The sequence below is a fragment of the Cohnella lupini genome (genome assembly GCF_003386205.1).
GTDB classification, from domain to species: Bacteria; Bacillota; Bacilli; order Paenibacillales; family Paenibacillaceae; genus Cohnella; species Cohnella lupini.
The window spans coordinates 1-17714 of sequence record NZ_QRDY01000029.1; the positions used below are offsets into that span (position 1 = coordinate 1).

Sequence of the window (17714 nt, forward strand, 5' to 3'; positions counted from 1 at the left end):
TCCTTCTTGGTTGGCTTCGTAACCCCGAGAATACCCTACTTTTTTGTTGCCTGAGAAGGCGCCAAATTTTGGTACACAGACTACTTTACATCACCACAAAGTCGCTCCGAGGAGGGAAATAAGCGTGCGAGGCGGTGCTATTTTCCACAAATTCGCTCAGCTAAGGGAAATAAGCGTGCGAGGCGATGCTATTTTCCGCAAAGTCGCTCTGCCAAGGGAAATAAGCGTGCGAGGCGTTGTTATTTTCCACAAAGTCGCTCCGAGGAGGGAAATAAGCGTGCGAGGTGGTGCTATTGTTGACTTCCTCATCGTTTTCCCGAACGGAATGTGGGTGTTAGCCATTGTGGCAAGCGCTGAGCGGACGCATATGCTGTAGGTAATTAGACGTTTTGCAGGGATGCAAAATCAACTCGATTCGTTAAGGGATGGGGGATGCGGCAGGCATGCAGGATTTGTTAACGGAAATTGTCGTTCATTTGTCCAAATCCCATCAGCAGATGGCGCGGATATTGGATGCCAAGAGGCATGTGGCCGTTCGGATGGCGCATTTGGTTCAGGCTTTGCCGGATGAGCATCCGCAATTAAACGGCCTTGACGGGCTGCTTGATAGTTCATCTAACGTAACGAAAGGCGTCATCTCTTATTTGAATAGCCTGGCGGATTTGCAAGAGGCAGTCGCGGATAGCATGACGCATGTCGTAAAAGCGATGGGCGATTCGTCCGACGAAGAGTAAATGTTGGATAGGAGAGGGGGGCAAACAGGATGAGTCGGGATGAAGCCTACCATCAGACGCTAGACGCAATAGCGAAAATGCAATGGAACGTAGCCATGATACTCGAAGCTAAAGCGGCCGAAGCCGAGAAAGTCCGGAATTGGTTGTGTACCCATATCACCAACGATACCTATGAAGCTCACAATGATCAGTTGTCGACTTGTTTGCAGTGGAACGAACAAAACATCGAGGTCATAGACGGATTAACGAAGCTCTGCAACGGGCTTAGCCGCAATCTGAAAGTCATCATTAACCCCGATAACGACGATTCCGACGGCATGTCTTCCATGTTCGGAGGAATGGATTCCGGAGATAGCGACAAATGAACCGGCTACAGCAAGAATGGGAAATCAAGCTTCAACTCATGAGCTCCATCACGAGAAGCCAAGAGGCGCTAGCGAGAATACTTGAAAGCGTAGCGGACGTTACGGTTTCGGCTGGAGTCTCTCCCGCGATTCTGCAAGAGCATGTTCGCGTATTGACGGGGATGCAGGGCGCATTGCTTAGAACGGTATCCGGAACGAGCTGGCGTCCGCCCGTCCGGGGGGAGCCGGCTTCTCCTTGGCTATCCGATGCCATAAGACCGGGTAACTGAAAATTGCTGGAGGTGTCTCGGATTGAAACGCAAAAAGCGTTCTTCAGGTGCGAGTAAAAGCGGTAAAAGAAAATCGGGCGGCAGCCGCGGTTCGAAGAAATCGTCGAAGATCGTTCGTCGGGGGAAATCCCGTTCGGGCAATGGAAAGCTGCGCGTTCGTAAAGGAATCAAGCGACGGGTCAAGGGAAAAAGGCAACGCGTCGACGGAGGGGGCGGACCCTCGTATAATGCCGGGTTTAACCAGGCATACAACGAAGGTTACAATGCGGGTTTCGCCAAGGGGTTCGAAGACGGTCATCAGATCGCGTATGAGCAGCAGATTTAATAGGGGATCAAGAGAACCGAAATCCGCTATTTATTAACAAAATATTCAATCGGTCGACACAAAAGTTGTTGACGAATCGTATTTGTTGTTTATATAATAAATTAACCAAAAACAGGATATTAATCGCGAGGAAGCACCCCGCAGACGTTTAGCAGATGTCGGCCGTGCTTCCTCTTTTTTATGCCCTTTTATACAAATTTAAGGAGTGTTATGAGATGAAGAAAATGATGGTTTTGTTGTTATCCGTTGTGCTTGTCGGATTGCTTAGTATTCCTGCGGCTTCCCTCGCGGCACAACCGATTCAAGTTTTAGTTAATGGCGACAGGGTTATGTTTCCCGACCAGCAGCCCAAGATAATCAATAGCCAGGTGTTAGTTCCGGTGCGGTTCGTGTCGGACAAGCTTGCCGGTGAGCTGAAGTTGGCAGGTAAAGAAATCACGATCGTTAAAGGCGATCGCACGATCAAGCTCGTTATCGGCGCCAAGTCGGCATCGGTGAACGGAAAGAAAATAGATTTGGGCCTTGCCGCGCAATCGGATAAGGGAAGAACTTATGTCCCGTTGCGGTTTATTTCCGAAGCGATGGGAGAGAAAGTGCAGTGGAATGCTGCTAGTAAGGCAGTTTTTATTGGCGAAGTGAAGGAAATCAAGGTTCTTTCTCCGGAAGAGATGGGGATTGAGGTTACTCCTGTGGGGGAACTGAAGGAGTACATTTCTCCTGATTCATATTTCTTAAAGCGTTCAGGAAATCGAAAGATTGAAGGATTCTACATTTTAAAGCGTTCAGACTTACCGGTTAAGATCAATGATTATGTTCTGTATGATATTTGGAATGCTGGTGACAATATGGGATTGCATTTTAAGTTTGACAAGCCAGCGATTATTTATATGTCTAAAACACACACACCTCGTGTGCGTACTGCTCTTGATTCAAAGACAGTTCGACTTCCTGACGGCACTAGAAAATATAAATATCCTGTAGTTTCTCCGGTAGACCAGGTATCTCTAGATGATGAAACCTACTTAAGTTTTACCATGAAGGAAGCCAAGTATATCGGTCTTACCTTTGATTACAATGGCTATCTTGTACTCATCGAGAATACTGGACTGTAAAAAGGGAGCGCAACCTGTGAAGTTATTTATTCCTTCTAGAGCAAGGACTAGAATCTTTGCTCTTTCTTTACTCGTAACCATTTTTATGACGTTTATTGCACCTTTCGTTCCTAATTTTTCAACGTTTACTCCAAGTGTATCTGCAGGAAGTATCTCCGAGACTGTGCAGGATGATAATGATCCGAATAAACGTTATTGGGTAGGAATGGGTTACTATGAAGTTTGGAGGGATTCCGGGGGGGATTGGACCGGGGATGGGAAATATCCCGGAAGTACAGGTATAACGATTTTAGGTTTTTCTTATAATTTTAATTTTGATGGTTATAAAATTAAAAGCGTCACACCGTCAAAATATATCGAAGGTAATGCTAAGCACGAAGAATATTTTCGGGCAACAAGAACGGGATATGATACGTATAAACAATATTTTGCTACTTCATACGGTATTCCATTTAAAGATGGGACGGAAATAGGTATAGGTACGGGAAATATAAGTGGAATGATTAAAATTCCTGGTGTAACTCTAACTGCCAATATAGGACTAAACGGAGAACCCCGACACTTAGATGGAACCTACGCCCCCGGAGTCGTCGGATATCGCTACTACGTCCCCGTCCTCTACACGATCATCGTCGAGCCGATCGCGGTAACGGGCACCGCACACATAAGTCACTTCGCTACGGACGGAACGTCCTTGAATAACGTCTTTCCGAACCGAACTGAAGTCATGACTTCCGGACAGAGCTACACGTACTCGTATCCATCCAGTGCAGGATATACCTATAAGGGATGGAAGAAAAGTACCGTCTCGCCGCCATCGGGAGGAACGGCGATATTAACACCTGCCGATCCGCCGCCTATAATTTATGACGGATCGTATGGCGATTACTACGTCAATTACTATTACGATAAACCGGAGGAAGAAGGGACGATTAACGTTAGGCATATGGTCCGAACGTCGACCACGGGCGCTTACTCGCAGTCAGCCGTCAGTTCCGACACGATTGCCGTTCCCGGTTCAAGAACTTATTCGGCCAACAGCGTGTATGGCTCGATTAACGGGTACAGCTTGTCCTACAGTGCCTACTCAAACTCGCCTCAGTTAGGCGGCAACGCGACCGCAAATCTTACAACCTCGCAAAAAACGGCTTATATCACATTCTTCTATCAAAGCAACAGCGCTTTCACCGGCGACTTCGATATTATTCCCTCATCCATAGCATGGAGAGACTCCTTTGCCCTAAAGCCTATAAATTTCATCTTGAAGGGCTGTACCTACATGTCGCATCAGTTCAAGATCGAGAAGGATGGGTCCACGTGGACGTCTGCGGCGATTTCTGGGAAAACGAGCACCACGAGCTTCACCGGTTCATCGTACCCATACGTTATCGGAGTAGGAACGCATAACGTGTATTTGAAAATCAAAACGTCTAATTGCGGAGAATCCGCTTGGATAGGTCCCAAGACGCTTAATGTAAGCGGACCGACAAGCAACTCTCCGCCAACTTTCGAAGCAGGCTGGACTCTGCCAAATCAACCTAACCGCGCAGGCGTCAAAACTTCAGTCGTTGTCGGAACCAGACTGGATATCGTCATGTTAAGCGATCCCGCGCCAAGCGATCCGGATGGGGATTGGGTAGAGTTTCTTGGTTTCGATTTCTCGGCATACAACGAATGGTCTCAAGATGTCCCGAACAAGGGCGTGGGGTATATGGACGGAGTTCACGATGTTCTGATGGACACCGTAGGGACTTTCTGCGGAAAAGGAACCTTACGTGATCAATGGGGACTTACGGTCACTCGAGTAGCGTGTGTTACTGTCGTCCCTCCGAATCCTATACCGGTCATTGCCGGATCAACATCTGTAATTGAGGGAAGACCTCTGGCGATACCATTAAACGCGAATAACAGTTATAGCCCAATTGGACGTACGATCGACCATGCACGAGATGAATGGGCGAACAGACAATCCTCTTATAGCGTCGTCGGTACTGAACAGGTAAAGCTAGATGTTTATGATAGCGCAGGCTTAAGATCTCTCAGCCCTGCCGTACACAATATTGAAGTCAAGCCGGACTTGCCGCCTGTAGCGCAACTAAGTTACACAGCCAAAACGGTCCGGGGAGTACCGGTTACATTTAGGAACACTTCCTATAGCCCTGATGGGGATATGATTGTTACGAACATAGTTCAAATGAGATACGATGCGAATAACGATGGTCTATATCTAGAACCGCCCACCACGATGACGATGGACGGCAGCAAGCAGTTTGTCGTGAATCCAACGAAGGTCGGTAAGTATCAGTTTAATGTTAGAGTCGTCGAAGATTGGGGCAAACAAGACTCAAAGAATTTTATGATGGAAGTCATTAATGACAGTCCTACAGTCGCTTTCTACGCTCAAGGCGAGGTAGGTTCTCCGCCAGAACCGGGGGTAACGTATTCGGTCTGGCCGAATGATTTAATGTCATCCGCGTGGAGCACAACGATTGGCGGTAAACCTTGGAGTATAGATACGGCTGAGAATTCCATTTCTACCGTAAATCTGTTCAATCTGTTTAGCGATACGCCTGGCGGCATAACTCCAGTGAATAGCTGGAAGGGAGTTTCGTTTGATCAAGTAACAGTAGGTCCCGTTTTTGCAAGTGATGTTAGTAACCCCATATTTAAATACATGGATTACGAAATCCGTGTTATCGCTACAAACTCATTAGACAGCATTGCCGTTTACAGAAATGGAGTAGAAGTAAGAAGGCTGTCAACCATACAATATCAAGGTGCGGATGAAGAACTGCAATATATTTTTGTCACGGATCAAGGTTATAACGATAGGGTGTATACGTTTAAAGGCATAGCAGAGGGTGCAGCACCTATCGCATCCGTGTATAACGGCGAACACTATAACGCATCCGTCGGTGATTCTTATTTCATAGCGGGATCACACAAACTTCAAGATATAAGTGTAATTAGATTCAACCATAACGCAAAACTCATTGAAGCAAGAGATAGAGACTATGGATATCCCAATTCTCCTCCTGACCCAAGCTTGGTTTATTACGGTACGGTTACAACGCATCCCTTTACAAATATCTATGGGAATCCGATCGGCTCTATTTATAAAGGCGATGTACCTGCTGGAAACATAGGCGGTGACTTCACGGGAACGGGAATCATGAATCCTATTGGATATGATTCCAAAGGTAACATGTACTATGAAACATGGAGAAGCTTCAACTCTAGTGCAGGCACATATGGCGTGATGTTGGCAAAAATGGACGGAAACACGGGAGACCATCTTATCAGTTATGACGATGGTATTTCTAGTGGGAGTGCCTATAGCAATAATCGTGGAAAGTACGGCTTCGGGACTCGTATCGTAGGGAATGAGGATGGTACGAAAATTGTCTATTCGACCTATGAGAGTGGCGGTTATTATGGTCAGTCAAGGCTTATTGTTCGAAATGAAGCAACTGGTGTACTCCTTCAAACTACAACCCTTACCACTAACCCCGAGCAAATTTTAACGAGGTATAAAAATGTCTTCTATACGCTGATGTTCAAAGGGTATAACTCTTCCTACGATCAAACCATCTATGCACGATCGTTTGATAATCCAAATGTTGTATTATGGTCTAAAGACATAGGTCAGGCGGATATAAAGCCAACGATTAATGGATTCCTATACTATTTGAATTCGAGAGCGCCAACTAAGATCTTTCAGCTCGACTTAGAGACGGGGTTAGAAAAATCAATTGACCTTAGTAGTAGCCTTGGGAATTCCTATTATCGATTTGGAAAGGTTGGGGAAGGTTATCTTGAAATTTGCGGAAGTAATGATACATGCGTAAATGTTTCGGATGATGCGCCTCAACGCGGCTATAATTACGATACATTTGGCATGTTTTATTCCAACACGATTCCGGACCTTGCCAATTTCAACGTTTCCTATCAAATGAAGATTAATAGCGGTGCGGGTACAGATCCGACCTCTGGCGTCTCTTTCAGAAATAAGAGGGGCGATAATCAGAATATGTACCGCGTTGAATCTTCCATGTCCAAAACGAAACTTCTAAAAGTAGTGAACGGCCAGAGAACGGTTCTAGCTGAATACAATTACTCTCTTGCCTTAGACACCTATTACACCGTTAAAGTGGATGTGTTGTTCGACAGAATCAAGGTATATATGAACGGCGTTCCTGTTATCAACGTGACTGACAAAACCTTCGCAAGCGCAGGAACGATCGGTATTTTCGCAAATGCGTCGTTGGTGGAGTTCAAGAAAATGATCATAACGGAAACTAAAGCAGACGTATTGTTACTCGATAACATCGCGATTGTCGGAGAACCGATTTCCTTTATGTCAAGTTACTTCGATACCGAGAATGATCCGATTGCGAATCTGCTGAAATCTTGGAAGATCCAGCATGTGAATCCAAGCAAGTTCCTGGATTCCGGGGATGGGAAATCGGGATTGTCTAGCTACCACGGCACGAATGCAACGGGCGTGCCGCCAAGCCTGGACAAAGTGGGACTGTACAATATCACGTACAAGGTGCCAGATGATCCGAATCCGGATTACTTGTATCCAAGCATGGCTTTTGCCGATTACCGGGAATTATCCAATGAGTACGGCCAAGACATCATCGTTCATCGTAAACCTTTGTCTATCTATGCATTATCCATTGATGCTGCGACCAAGAAGGTCAAGTGGGCAGATACAAGTTATGATCCGGATCGATATTTAAGCTCGACCCATTACTCGTCAGCTGATCCTGCGACAGGCATTAACTACCTGTCCACGAGAGGCATCATTGAACGAAAGTATTACTTCGTATCACCAAGCGGAGTGACAAAATCCGAGAAGCTTATTACGCCGACTGAAATGGGCTTGTACACGACCGCCATGGCCGTAAAAGACGAATACGGGGCTTGGTCGGACTGGAACGAACAGCAGATTAACATAACGACAATCGTTACGCCTAACTCGCCGCCGGTACCGGGATTTACGACAAGCTACATGAACACATACCGAGACGTCGATATCACGATTGACTCCACGGCTTATGACGCGGAGGATGGAGACCGAACAAAGCTGAAGCATGAGTATTACATTCGCAACCTAACCACAAATGGGGTAGAGGGGCTCTATAGTACTTCGCGAACCTCTTGGATTAAATCTTTTAATACCATGGGTACATTTAACATTCGTCAAGTCGTCGAAGACTTGGACGGTGCTACTGCTCAATTTGAACGTCAAATCACGATCCACAACCGGATTCCTATGGCTAATGTTACCGTTCCAAGCAGCACGGATCCGAATAATCCGACTGAATTAACCGAGCTGCGGCCGACCTTCAGCTGGACTTACAACGATCAGGACGGAGATCCGGAAGCCCAATATCAAGTTCAAATTTATCGTCTTAACGGTACGTTGCTCCTGGATTCAGGCATTAAAAACGGATCCGCGATTTCATGGAACGCAAGCGCCGATCTACCCGAGCACGTCACGCTTTACATCCAGGTACGTTCATTTGACGATTATGATTGGGGAAACTGGAGCTCAAGAAAATACTTTGTCATTGAAACCAATAAACCGCCGATTGCAGACTTTGATTGGACGCCTAAGCCGGCGTGGGAAGGGGATGTCATTACGTTCCTGAATCGTTCCTCCGATCCGGACAATGATCTCCTAAGCTATAGTTGGAGCATCGGAGGTCCGGGAGGCTTCACTAGAAGCAGCGTATCCGCGGAGCCGGTCTTGACGATGCAGGATTCGGTAAACCGTCCGGGCATATATACCGTAGCGTTAACAGTGAGGGATCCCGATGGTGCCAGCGATACCGTAACGAAACAGTTGACGGTCGGCGCGCTCGCCATAACCGGGAAGGTTAACCATACTCCCGAGTGGGAGGAGCACCGTTTGAATTGGAACGTTAAATATCCGGACAAGCACCGGGAGGCAAACGTGTTTTGGGCAGGGGAAGCATTCGCACTGGAAGCGACGGTGACGGACACGGGTTCTTCCGATACGAAGCCGATCGCGGTGGTTGCCGCGGCGAATGCCGGCCTTAGTAAGGATCTAACGATCTTTTCCCTTGGGTTTGCGGTGTGGAAAGGGTTGCTACGCCAGGAGGATACGGAATTGATCTTGTCCGATTTGCCGCATGGCCCATATAGCTTTATCTTTACGGTTACGTATAGTAATGGAGTTACGAAAGCTTCGATCGTTCCGATTCTGATTAAAGGCACAGTCGATGAGTACGTCCAAGTGCACCGCGTTCAATGATATATCATTCGCTAACAGGTAAGCGCCCGTTCTCCCGAGCAACCCTCGAGAGAACGGGCGCTTTTTTACCCGCCTAAATTCGTCCTATGGACGGGTAAGTATCCAAGTCCAACCCTGAGCTAACGCATATATTGATTGCGGGTGATGAGGATGCGGAGCCATTCGGCGACTGTAAACAGAAATCGAGGCCGTAAAGACGGCTTTGCGAACGGTTGGACGGACGGGTGGAGACTTGGGGCATGCAGAGGCATCGACGAGAATGTTAGGAGAAGCTACCCCCCTCGCAGCAAAGCTCGTATTCTTTATGTGCCGCAAGGCTTCGAAGCGATCGACCAGGGAGTCATTTCAGCCTTGCAAAGCGAGGTTACGGAAGTACGCGTATCGCCGGCGGCGGAAATGCAGATCCAGGCCGCGCAATATCGACCGGATGCGGTCATCGTGATGAATGGCTTACACGTCTTTCCGCCGGATCATCTGGAACAGATAGACGCGATTCGCCAGTCGGGAATTCCGACGGTTATCTGGTTCGTGGACGATCCCTACGTCACCGACCATACCGTGACAATTGCTCCTCATTACGACTATGTTTTCACGCATGAGAAGTCTTGTATTAGTCTCTATCAGTCTGTGGGATGCGCGAATGTGTTCCATCTGCCGCTAGCCGCGCATTTCGATATCTTCAAACCGATGGTTGTCCCCCAGCAATATCGCACCGATATTTGCTTTATCGGTATCGCATTCTGGAACAGGGTCGAATTGTTCGATCAGATCGCACCATTCCTCGAGGACAAGAAAGTATTGATCGGAGGCAAACTGTGGGACCGGATGAGCAACTTTTCGATGCTGTCGAAATTCGTTCACGACGGCTGGATCGATGTTCCGGAAACCGCCAAGTATTATAACGGCGCCAAGATCGTCATTAATCTCCATCGTACGACTGAAGCAGGCAAGGATAATTTAAACGGCATTAACTGGCCGGCGGAATCCGTTAATCCGCGCACGTTCGAGATGGCCGCGTGCGGTGCCTTGCAGCTTACCGATTTGCGGAACGAGTTGCCGGAGCACTACAACATCGGAGCGGAAATCGGAGTATTCGGCAATGCGCAACAGCTTGTGCAACAACTGGATTACTATTTAACGCACGAAGAAGAGCGTCTGAGGGTTGCGGCGCGAGGCTATAACCGAACGAAAAGAGACCACACGTTCAACGACCGAATCTGGAAGCTCTTGAGTTCTATCGGGCTTCAATAGTGAATGAGGGTTTGAAAAGCATAGGGGGAATGAAGGATGGCGAGAGCGAACAATCGTTATGCGGATAGCTTCAAGCCGGCATACCGTGCGGGTAGGGACGATGGTTATCCGCTAGGATGGGCGGACGGACATTGGCTAGGCAGATGCGAAGCCGTCATCAGAGCGGCAACGCCCGTTCCTGTCAAACGCCCCATTCACGTTTTATACGTCACCTCAGGCAAGGGATATCCATATTCGCCGCTGGATAACGGAATCGTCGAAACGCTTAAAACCGTGGCGGACAGAGTTACTTTGGTCGTTCCCGACGAGGACGTCGTGAAGGTCGCCTCCAAAGTCAGACCCGATATGATGCTTGTGCTGGATGGCATGCATATGTCGGTCGACAAAGTTCAAGCGATTAACGAAATGGGCATCAGAACGGCGATCTGGTTTACGGACGATCCGTATTACACCGATATAACCGCGGGTATTGCTACCCACTATTTCCACGTATTCACTCTTGAGAGCAATTGCGTCGCTTTTTATGCGGAACGGGGTTGTTCAAGGGTTTCCTATTTGCCGCTTGGCGTTTTCCCGGGTTCCTACCATCCGAGAAATACGCCTCATTCGATGCGCGGAGAGATTTGTTTCATAGGCACCGCCTATTGGAACCGGGTTGCTCTATTTAATCAGCTTATGCCGTTATTAGCCCATAGGCGACTGCATATTTCCGGTATGTGGTGGGATCGATTGAACGAATACGAGCAATGGAAGAGCTTGATCGACTTGGGCAAGTGGATGGAGCCGGATGAAACTTCCGAGAGGTACAACGCCAACAAAATCGTCATCAACTCACACCGGGCGCACGACGACGGAACCTTTAATCAGAACAAGGCCGAGATTACGGCCGTTTCTCCTAATCCAAGAACCTTCGAAATATCGGCTTCGGGTGCGCTGCAACTGACGGATTGGCGTGAAGATCTGGCCCAATTTTATATCCCCGGGCAAGAGATCGCCACATATGACTCCCCCGAAGATCTGGCGGCGAAGATGGAGTACTACTTGGAACACGAGGAGGAACGGCAAGAAATCGCGCTAAGAGGGCTGCGCAGGACGCTAAGGGATCACACGTACGTCTCCAGGCTGAATCAGCTCATGGATTTGACGATGAATGGTTAATAGCCGCGCCGGGAAAGACATTCGATCCATACATTGTACAACTCGGCAAAAGGAGGCGACGGACTTACCGATGGGTAGAGACAGGTACGTTGTGTCATGAACGGAGTCGACGGGAAACCGAAGCTGATGTTCTTCTCGCATATTTGCAGTCCGGTGTTCGTCACGGGAGCGGAGAAGCTGCTCCTGCTCTTCGCTCGCGAGATGGTTCACCGGTTTCATTGCGTAATGGTCGTTCCCCAATCGGGAGCTATCGCCGAGAAGGCAAGATCGCTCGGGATACGGGTAATCGTCCTCGATATTCCGTTATGCATTTCGCTTTATACGGCGGCGCCGTCTTTCATTGACGAAATCGAAGAGCTGAAGAAGCATCCCTCATGGAGCCGGGTTCACGTATTGCTAGCCGAAGAGCGTCCAGATTACGTGCTCTCTAATACAAGCGTTCATCCTCTGCCGGCAATGGCGGCCAAATCCATGGGAATACCAACGATTTGGGCGTTAATGGAAACGATCATGGATAGGCCGTCGCGCGGAGACGTTGTTTCGTTTATCTCTGGTCATAGCGACATCGTGATCGGAATCTCCCATACGACGCTCGAACCGATTAGAACGTTAGCCCCAGCCGCCAAAACATTCATGCTTCCTCCTTATTTGATCAAGGAAGAGCTCCTCCCGAACAGCTGGGTGTATCACCGTTTCCGCCTTCGTCAGCAATACGGTTGGGGAGAGTACCACCGGGTGGCGGGTTATCTGGCAGCGACCATCTATGCGAACAAAGGTTTGGAGCAGTTCCTGAAAGCTATGCTTCCTATCGTGGCAAGCGATGTTAAAACGCGGGCATTGGTTATAGGAAATTCCGCGGACGACGTCTACTACCGTCATTGCCAGAAGCTGGTTCAGCAATCGGGGTACGGGGATCGTTTCCTCTTCCTGCCGTTCGCGGAACAAATCCAGCATGCCTATCCCGTCATGGATGTCGTCGTCGTACCTAGCCTTGTGGCGGAAGGTTTCGGAATGACTGCGCTGGAAGGTTTAGTATTCGGCAAGGGAGTCGTTGCGTTCGCCTCCGGCGGGCTTAACGAGATTCTAAGCGCTACGGGCAACGAAGCGTATTTAGCCAACACCGGGGACGTGAACGGGCTTACCGAGCGCGTGAATATATTACTAAGCAACGAAGGCTTGTTGAGGGCGGTCGGAGAGCGCAATATGCAGACGTCTTTGCAAGTATTCGGCGTCGAAGCTTTCCGTTCTAGGCTGGATGATCTTATCGCGCAGCTTCCCAATTCTCAGGGGTTCCATCGGACATCGCTGTGGAGGGGGAGCGGGCCAACCGTTTTCCTAATCGAGAACGGAGTTAAAAGACCGTTCGCATCGGAATTGTCTTTCAGGCAAAGAGGCTACTTGTTCAATGAGGTTACCGACGTGCCCGATGGAGATTTGCACCAGCTACCTTCGGGGCATTCAATCTTGGAATTGCAACCGGACGTTCCGCCGAAAGCGAGAAAACGAAAGAAACGATTGAAAAGGAAATCGAACAAGAGGCACCGGATCGGGAAGCGGCGCTTGCGTCCTTCTCGCATAAGGAAAGCGGGCAGAAAAGCACATCGCAGAAGAAGGTGAAGGCATGCGCGTCGTGACGATTTTGGGAACTCGGCCGGAAATTATCCGCCTTAGCGTGTTAATAAACAAATTAGATCGACTAGCCGAACGGCACGTTCTCGTCCATACGGGGCAAAATTTCACTCCAAGCTTAAGCGCGGTATTCTTCGAGCAATTGGGACTTCGCGCGCCGGATTTACTGCTGGACGACCGCAAGGAAACGATCGGGGGACAGCTTTCGGTCATGTTCGGCGCAGTCGAGCAGCTACTCAGGAAGGAAGCTCCCGACCGCGTGCTCGTTCTAGGGGATACGAATAGCGCGTTATGCGCCATGGTCGCGGAGAGGATGGGCATTCCCGTCGTTCATATGGAAGCCGGCAATCGCTGTTTCGATCTTCGCGTTCCGGAAGAGAAGAACAGAAGGATCATCGATTCCGTTTCCACCTACAACCTTCCTTACACCGAGAACAGCAAGCAAAATCTCTTGCGGGAAGGCTTCCCGGTTCAACGCATATTCAAGTCCGGAAACCCGATATACGAAGTTCTGAGGTTTTATGATCGACAGATCGAAGATAGTACCGTTCTGGAACGGCTTGGCCTCTCGCCGCATCAATACTTGCTCGCGACGATTCACCGCGCGGAGAACGTCGACGATCCGGAAACACTGGGGGGCATTATGCTCGGCTTGAGCCGGACGGCAGCGGAACATCAGCTTCCGTTAATCTGCAGCCTGCATCCGCGCACGAGATCGAGATTGTCCGAAGAAGTCCGCCAATCGATCGATCCGTTAGTTACGTTTCATGAGCCGTTCGGCTTCTTCGACTTCGTCCGATTGGAGAAGAATGCCCGCTTGGCGTTAACCGACAGCGGCACCGTCCAAGAGGAATGCTGCATTTTCGGAGTGCCGACCGTAACCGTCCGTCATACGACGGAGAGACCGGAAACCGTGGATTGCGGTAGCAACGTGGTCGCGGGGCTTGATCCCGATGCGATCTTGAACGCGGCAAGAGTGATGATGTCTTTGAATGACGACTGGAACTGCCCCGAAGGGTATTTAGAACAAAACGTGTCCGACAAAGTGGCGAAATTTGTGCTTGGAGGGAAAAGGGATGTTTAAAGACAGGCGAATCCTGGTCACCGGAGGGACCGGTTCTTGGGGTTACGAATTAATTCGGCAGCTATTGCCGCTCGGTCCCGCGGAAGTGATCGTTTTCTCCCGTAACGAGTCGAGTCAGGTGGCGATGAACCGCGCTTTCGAAGATTCGCGGCTTAGCTTCTGCATTGGCGACGTCCGCGATCGCGAGGCGCTCTCGAAAGCTTGCAAAGGGGTCGACATCGTCTTCCATCTAGCGGCATTAAAGCACGTGCCGGTCTGCGAAGATCAACCTTACGAAGCTTTGAAAACGAACGTAATAGGCACGCAGAACGTCATAGAAGCGGCCATTGAGAATAAAGTGGAGCGGGTCATCAATATTTCGACGGACAAGGCGGCGAATCCGTCCAACTTCTACGGCATGACGAAAGCGATCGGGGAGAAATTGATCGTATACGCCAACCTTCTTCGCAGCGAAACGAAGTTCGTATGCGTCAGAGGCGGCAACGTGCTCGGAACGAATGGAAGCGTCGTTCACCTGTTCATGAACCAAATTCAGCACAAGAACCAAGTAAGCCTAACCGACCGCGGCATGACCCGATTTTTCATGACCCTTGAAGACGCAATACGTTTGCTGTTCAATGCGACGGTACAAAGCATTGGCGGTGAAATATTCGTCATGACGATGCCGACCTGCCGAATCGTGGATTTGGCGGAGGTGTTGATGGAGGCCATGGGCAAAAGCGTGGAAATGGTAGAAACGGGCATCCGGCCGGGAGAGAAAATTCACGAGATTCTGCTAACGGAATACGAAAGCCTGAACACGATCGTTTACGACGATCAGTATCTGGTCATTCTTCCTACGTTGGATATACCTGGTTTGCGCGGACATTATGCTCCTTATCAGCAAGTAGATTTCGAAAGTTTCTCTTCCAGCCAATCTCTTATGGATAAAAAAGAAATCCGGGCAATGCTGGAACGCGGAGGTTTTCTGATATGAGAATCGTCCTGCTTGGCGGAAACGGAATGGCCGGCCATATGTTAGCCTCCTACTTGAAGCGAAGCACGGAGCATGAGATTACGGTTACGGTAAGGCCCCGTTCTATTCCGGCACGAACCGAGAAGGCGCTTGAAGGCCTTCAGGTTCGGGAGCTGGATGTCCGTTCATTCGAAGATGTAAGAGAGTTGATCGAGCAAACGAAGCCCGAGCTTATCCTGAATGCGGTAGGCATTCTGAATATGCATGCGGAAGATCACCCTCTCGATGCCTTCAGAGTGAATGGACTGCTTCCGCATTGGCTTCGCTATTGGGGAGATCGAGTAGGAGCGAGGCTCTTTCATATTAGCTCCGATTGCGTATTCTCCGGCAGTCGAGGTAAGTATTCCGAAGAAGACATGCCGGACGGAACTACGGTTTACGCGAGAAGCAAGGCCATGGGGGAAATACGCGATCCAAGGCATGTTACGATTCGCACGTCTATCATCGGACCGGATAGCAATCCCTCGGGCATCGGCTTGATGAAATGGTTTCTTGCGCAAGAAGGCGAAATCAGAGGTTATCGGAAGGTGTTATGGAACGGAGTAACGACGTTGGAACTGGCCAAAGCGGTCGCATGGCTGATCGATCATCCCGAAACGGGAGGTTTGGTTCATCTCACGGCTGCCGAGATGGTTTCCAAGCATGACCTGCTATTGCTGATGCGCGATCAATTCGACAAGAGGAACGTGACGATCGTTCCGGAAGAAGAACCGGTAATCGATCGTACGCTAATCGTCGGCAGGTTAGACTTCGGCTATCGGTCGCTTCGCTATCCCGAGATGCTCTCCCAGATGCACCAGTGGATGAACGCGTTATGACCTCTCGCACAATACTTATTACCGGAGCGAACGGTTTTACGGGAGGGCATGCGTGCGATCGGTTCGCCGAAGCGGGATGGGAGGTAATTGCCCTCCTGTCGCCTCGTTCGACGGGTATCGCACCTCGCGGGTCGACGCATGCCGTAAGCTGCGATCTTACGGACGCGGACGCGGTGTTGCGGCTGCTGAAGCGCTTGGAACCGGCGGCGATCCTGCATTTGGCCGGGCGGAACTCGGTGGATTATTCATGGAGAGAACCGGCTTCGACGCTGTCCGGAAATCTGCTGTCTACGGTTAACCTCTTAGAGGGATCGCGAGTTATCGGATCTAGCAGGTTACTGGTCGTCGGCACTTTACTTCGCTCGTCGACGGGGGAATTGTCCGATGCCGCTCATCCCTACGGCTTTAGCAAGACGCTTCAAGTCGAGGCGGCTAAAGCGTGGCATCGTTGGTACGGCATATCCGCGATGATTGCCGAGCCGTCCAATCTCATCGGCCCGGGAGGCAACGCGGGACTATGCGGTAAGATCGCCCGTTGGGCGGTTGCGGCGGAGGAGTCGGGCGGCGATTTACAGCCCTTCAAGCTGTCTTCGCTGGAGGAATCCAGGGACTTTCTGGATGTTAGGGATGCGGTGGCCGGCTACGAGATCGTGCTTAACGAAGGTAAGCCGGGGGAAACTTACGCGCTTGAGTCCGGAACCTTCCGCACCTTGGGAGACGTCCGGAAGACATTCGATGAGGCGTCGCTCACCGCGCTTCCGTGGCTCGTGGGAAACGCCCCTCAACCGGCCTCGCCGCCGTCAAGAGATACTTCGGCGATTCGCGCGCTCGGCTGGAAGCCCGTCCGTTCCTTCCGGGAGTCGATCGAGGACGCGCTGGAAGATGAACGCGCGCGCAGGCTGAGGGAAAGGGGAGGATCCGCATTCGACTAGACTCGAACAGCAGACCGAGCGTTACGATCGTGATTCCGTTCTACAACGATCCATATATTCGGGAGGCTCTGGGGAGCGCGCTTGCGCAAACCTACGAGCCTATCGAAATTTTGGTCGTTAATGACGGTTCGGACCGGGAGACGGAACACCTGCAGCAGTTCGACGGACGTATCAGCGTCTTGAACAAGCGAAACGGCGGAACGGCGAGTGCCTTAAATGCGGGCTTTCGGGGCGCAAGGGGGAAATACGTGGCTTGGCTAAGCTCGGATGATCGCTTCAGGCCGGATAAGATCGAGAAGCAATTACGGTTCATGAACGAAAGCGGATACTCGATCAGCCATACCGCTTTCTGGCGAATGAACGGTTACGGAGAAGTCGATAAGCAGCCGATAGCTCTGCACGATAGATCGATGCTCCATTTCTATCGTTCTTTGCTCGTCAGCAACACGGTTAACGGCTGCACGGTCATGATGACGCGAGCGCTCTTCGACCGCATGGGAGGATTCAACGAGTTGCTCCCGTTTACCCACGACTACGATCTATGGATGCGCATCGTACTATCCGGATTTCCGATCGGATACTTGAACGAGCCTCTAACGGAATACCGAATACATCCCGGAATGGGGACGTTAAGGCATCAGAAGGAGATCCAGCAGGAAATCGCCAGTATACAGGAAATTTATTCGCAGCGGATGCAACATCTGCTATCGGCTCTTCAACCTAATTAAAACGGTTG

15 protein-coding genes are annotated in these 17714 nt (G+C 50.0%); all 15 read left to right on the forward strand.

What is annotated here, in order from left to right; all coding sequences use genetic code 11:
• Window positions 1-124 precede the first annotated feature (124 nt).
• A complete protein-coding gene (locus tag DFP95_RS25890; protein WP_115995578.1) occupies window positions 125-376 on the forward strand; it encodes a hypothetical protein in 252 nt (83 codons plus the stop codon).
• Between the two features lie 67 nt (window positions 377-443).
• The gene (locus DFP95_RS25895; protein WP_115995579.1) at window positions 444-734 is read left to right on the forward strand and encodes a nucleoside-diphosphate sugar epimerase; all 291 of its coding nucleotides are present in this window, start codon (window positions 444-446) and stop codon (window positions 732-734) included.
• Between the two features lie 29 nt (window positions 735-763).
• A complete protein-coding gene (locus tag DFP95_RS25900) occupies window positions 764-1099 on the forward strand; it encodes an alpha-helical endospore appendage domain-containing protein (protein WP_115995580.1) in 336 nt (111 codons plus the stop codon).
• The gene (locus tag DFP95_RS25905) at window positions 1096-1368 is read left to right on the forward strand and encodes a hypothetical protein (RefSeq protein ID WP_115995581.1); all 273 of its coding nucleotides are present in this window, start codon (window positions 1096-1098) and stop codon (window positions 1366-1368) included. The genes DFP95_RS25900 and DFP95_RS25905 overlap by 4 nt, the downstream gene beginning before the upstream one ends.
• A gap of 22 nt (window positions 1369-1390) precedes the next feature.
• Window positions 1391-1693 carry a hypothetical protein gene (locus tag DFP95_RS25910; RefSeq protein WP_115995582.1) on the forward strand — a complete coding sequence of 101 codons (303 nt, stop codon included), beginning with the start codon at window positions 1391-1393 and terminating at the stop codon, window positions 1691-1693.
• 215 nt (window positions 1694-1908) lie between these two features.
• Window positions 1909-2805 carry a copper amine oxidase N-terminal domain-containing protein gene (locus tag DFP95_RS25915; protein WP_181907614.1) on the forward strand — a complete coding sequence of 299 codons (897 nt, stop codon included), beginning with the start codon at window positions 1909-1911 and terminating at the stop codon, window positions 2803-2805.
• 499 nt (window positions 2806-3304) lie between these two features.
• Entirely contained in the window at window positions 3305-9091 is a 5787-nt protein-coding gene (locus tag DFP95_RS25920) for a PKD domain-containing protein (protein WP_181907615.1), read from the forward strand.
• A gap of 150 nt (window positions 9092-9241) precedes the next feature.
• Complete coding sequence (locus tag DFP95_RS25925; protein ID WP_115995585.1) at window positions 9242-10342, forward strand: CgeB family protein; 1101 nt, start codon at window positions 9242-9244, stop codon at window positions 10340-10342.
• A 36-nt stretch (window positions 10343-10378) separates the two neighbouring features.
• Window positions 10379-11500: a CgeB family protein gene (locus DFP95_RS25930; RefSeq protein WP_115995586.1), complete on the forward strand. Its 1122-nt coding sequence runs from the start codon at window positions 10379-10381 to the stop codon at window positions 11498-11500.
• Between the two features lie 96 nt (window positions 11501-11596).
• Complete coding sequence (locus DFP95_RS25935; RefSeq protein WP_115995587.1) at window positions 11597-13117, forward strand: glycosyltransferase family 4 protein; 1521 nt, start codon at window positions 11597-11599, stop codon at window positions 13115-13117.
• A 4-nt stretch (window positions 13118-13121) separates the two neighbouring features.
• A complete protein-coding gene (gene wecB, locus DFP95_RS25940; RefSeq protein ID WP_115995588.1) occupies window positions 13122-14213 on the forward strand; it encodes a non-hydrolyzing UDP-N-acetylglucosamine 2-epimerase in 1092 nt (363 codons plus the stop codon).
• Window positions 14206-15189, forward strand: a complete 984-nt coding sequence (locus DFP95_RS25945) for a polysaccharide biosynthesis protein (protein WP_115995589.1) — start codon at window positions 14206-14208, stop codon at window positions 15187-15189. Before wecB ends, DFP95_RS25945 begins: the two co-directional genes overlap by 8 nt.
• The gene (locus DFP95_RS25950; RefSeq protein WP_115995590.1) at window positions 15186-16046 is read left to right on the forward strand and encodes a dTDP-4-dehydrorhamnose reductase family protein; all 861 of its coding nucleotides are present in this window, start codon (window positions 15186-15188) and stop codon (window positions 16044-16046) included. The genes DFP95_RS25945 and DFP95_RS25950 overlap by 4 nt, the downstream gene beginning before the upstream one ends.
• On the forward strand, window positions 16043-16978 hold the full coding sequence (locus DFP95_RS25955; RefSeq protein WP_115995591.1) for an NAD-dependent epimerase/dehydratase family protein: 936 nt from the start codon (window positions 16043-16045) through the stop codon (window positions 16976-16978). Before DFP95_RS25950 ends, DFP95_RS25955 begins: the two co-directional genes overlap by 4 nt.
• Window positions 16969-17706 (forward strand): glycosyltransferase family 2 protein, encoded by a 738-nt coding sequence (locus DFP95_RS25960; protein WP_115995592.1) that lies wholly within the window; start codon window positions 16969-16971, stop codon window positions 17704-17706. The genes DFP95_RS25955 and DFP95_RS25960 overlap by 10 nt, the downstream gene beginning before the upstream one ends.
• Window positions 17707-17714: the final 8 nt, after the last annotated feature.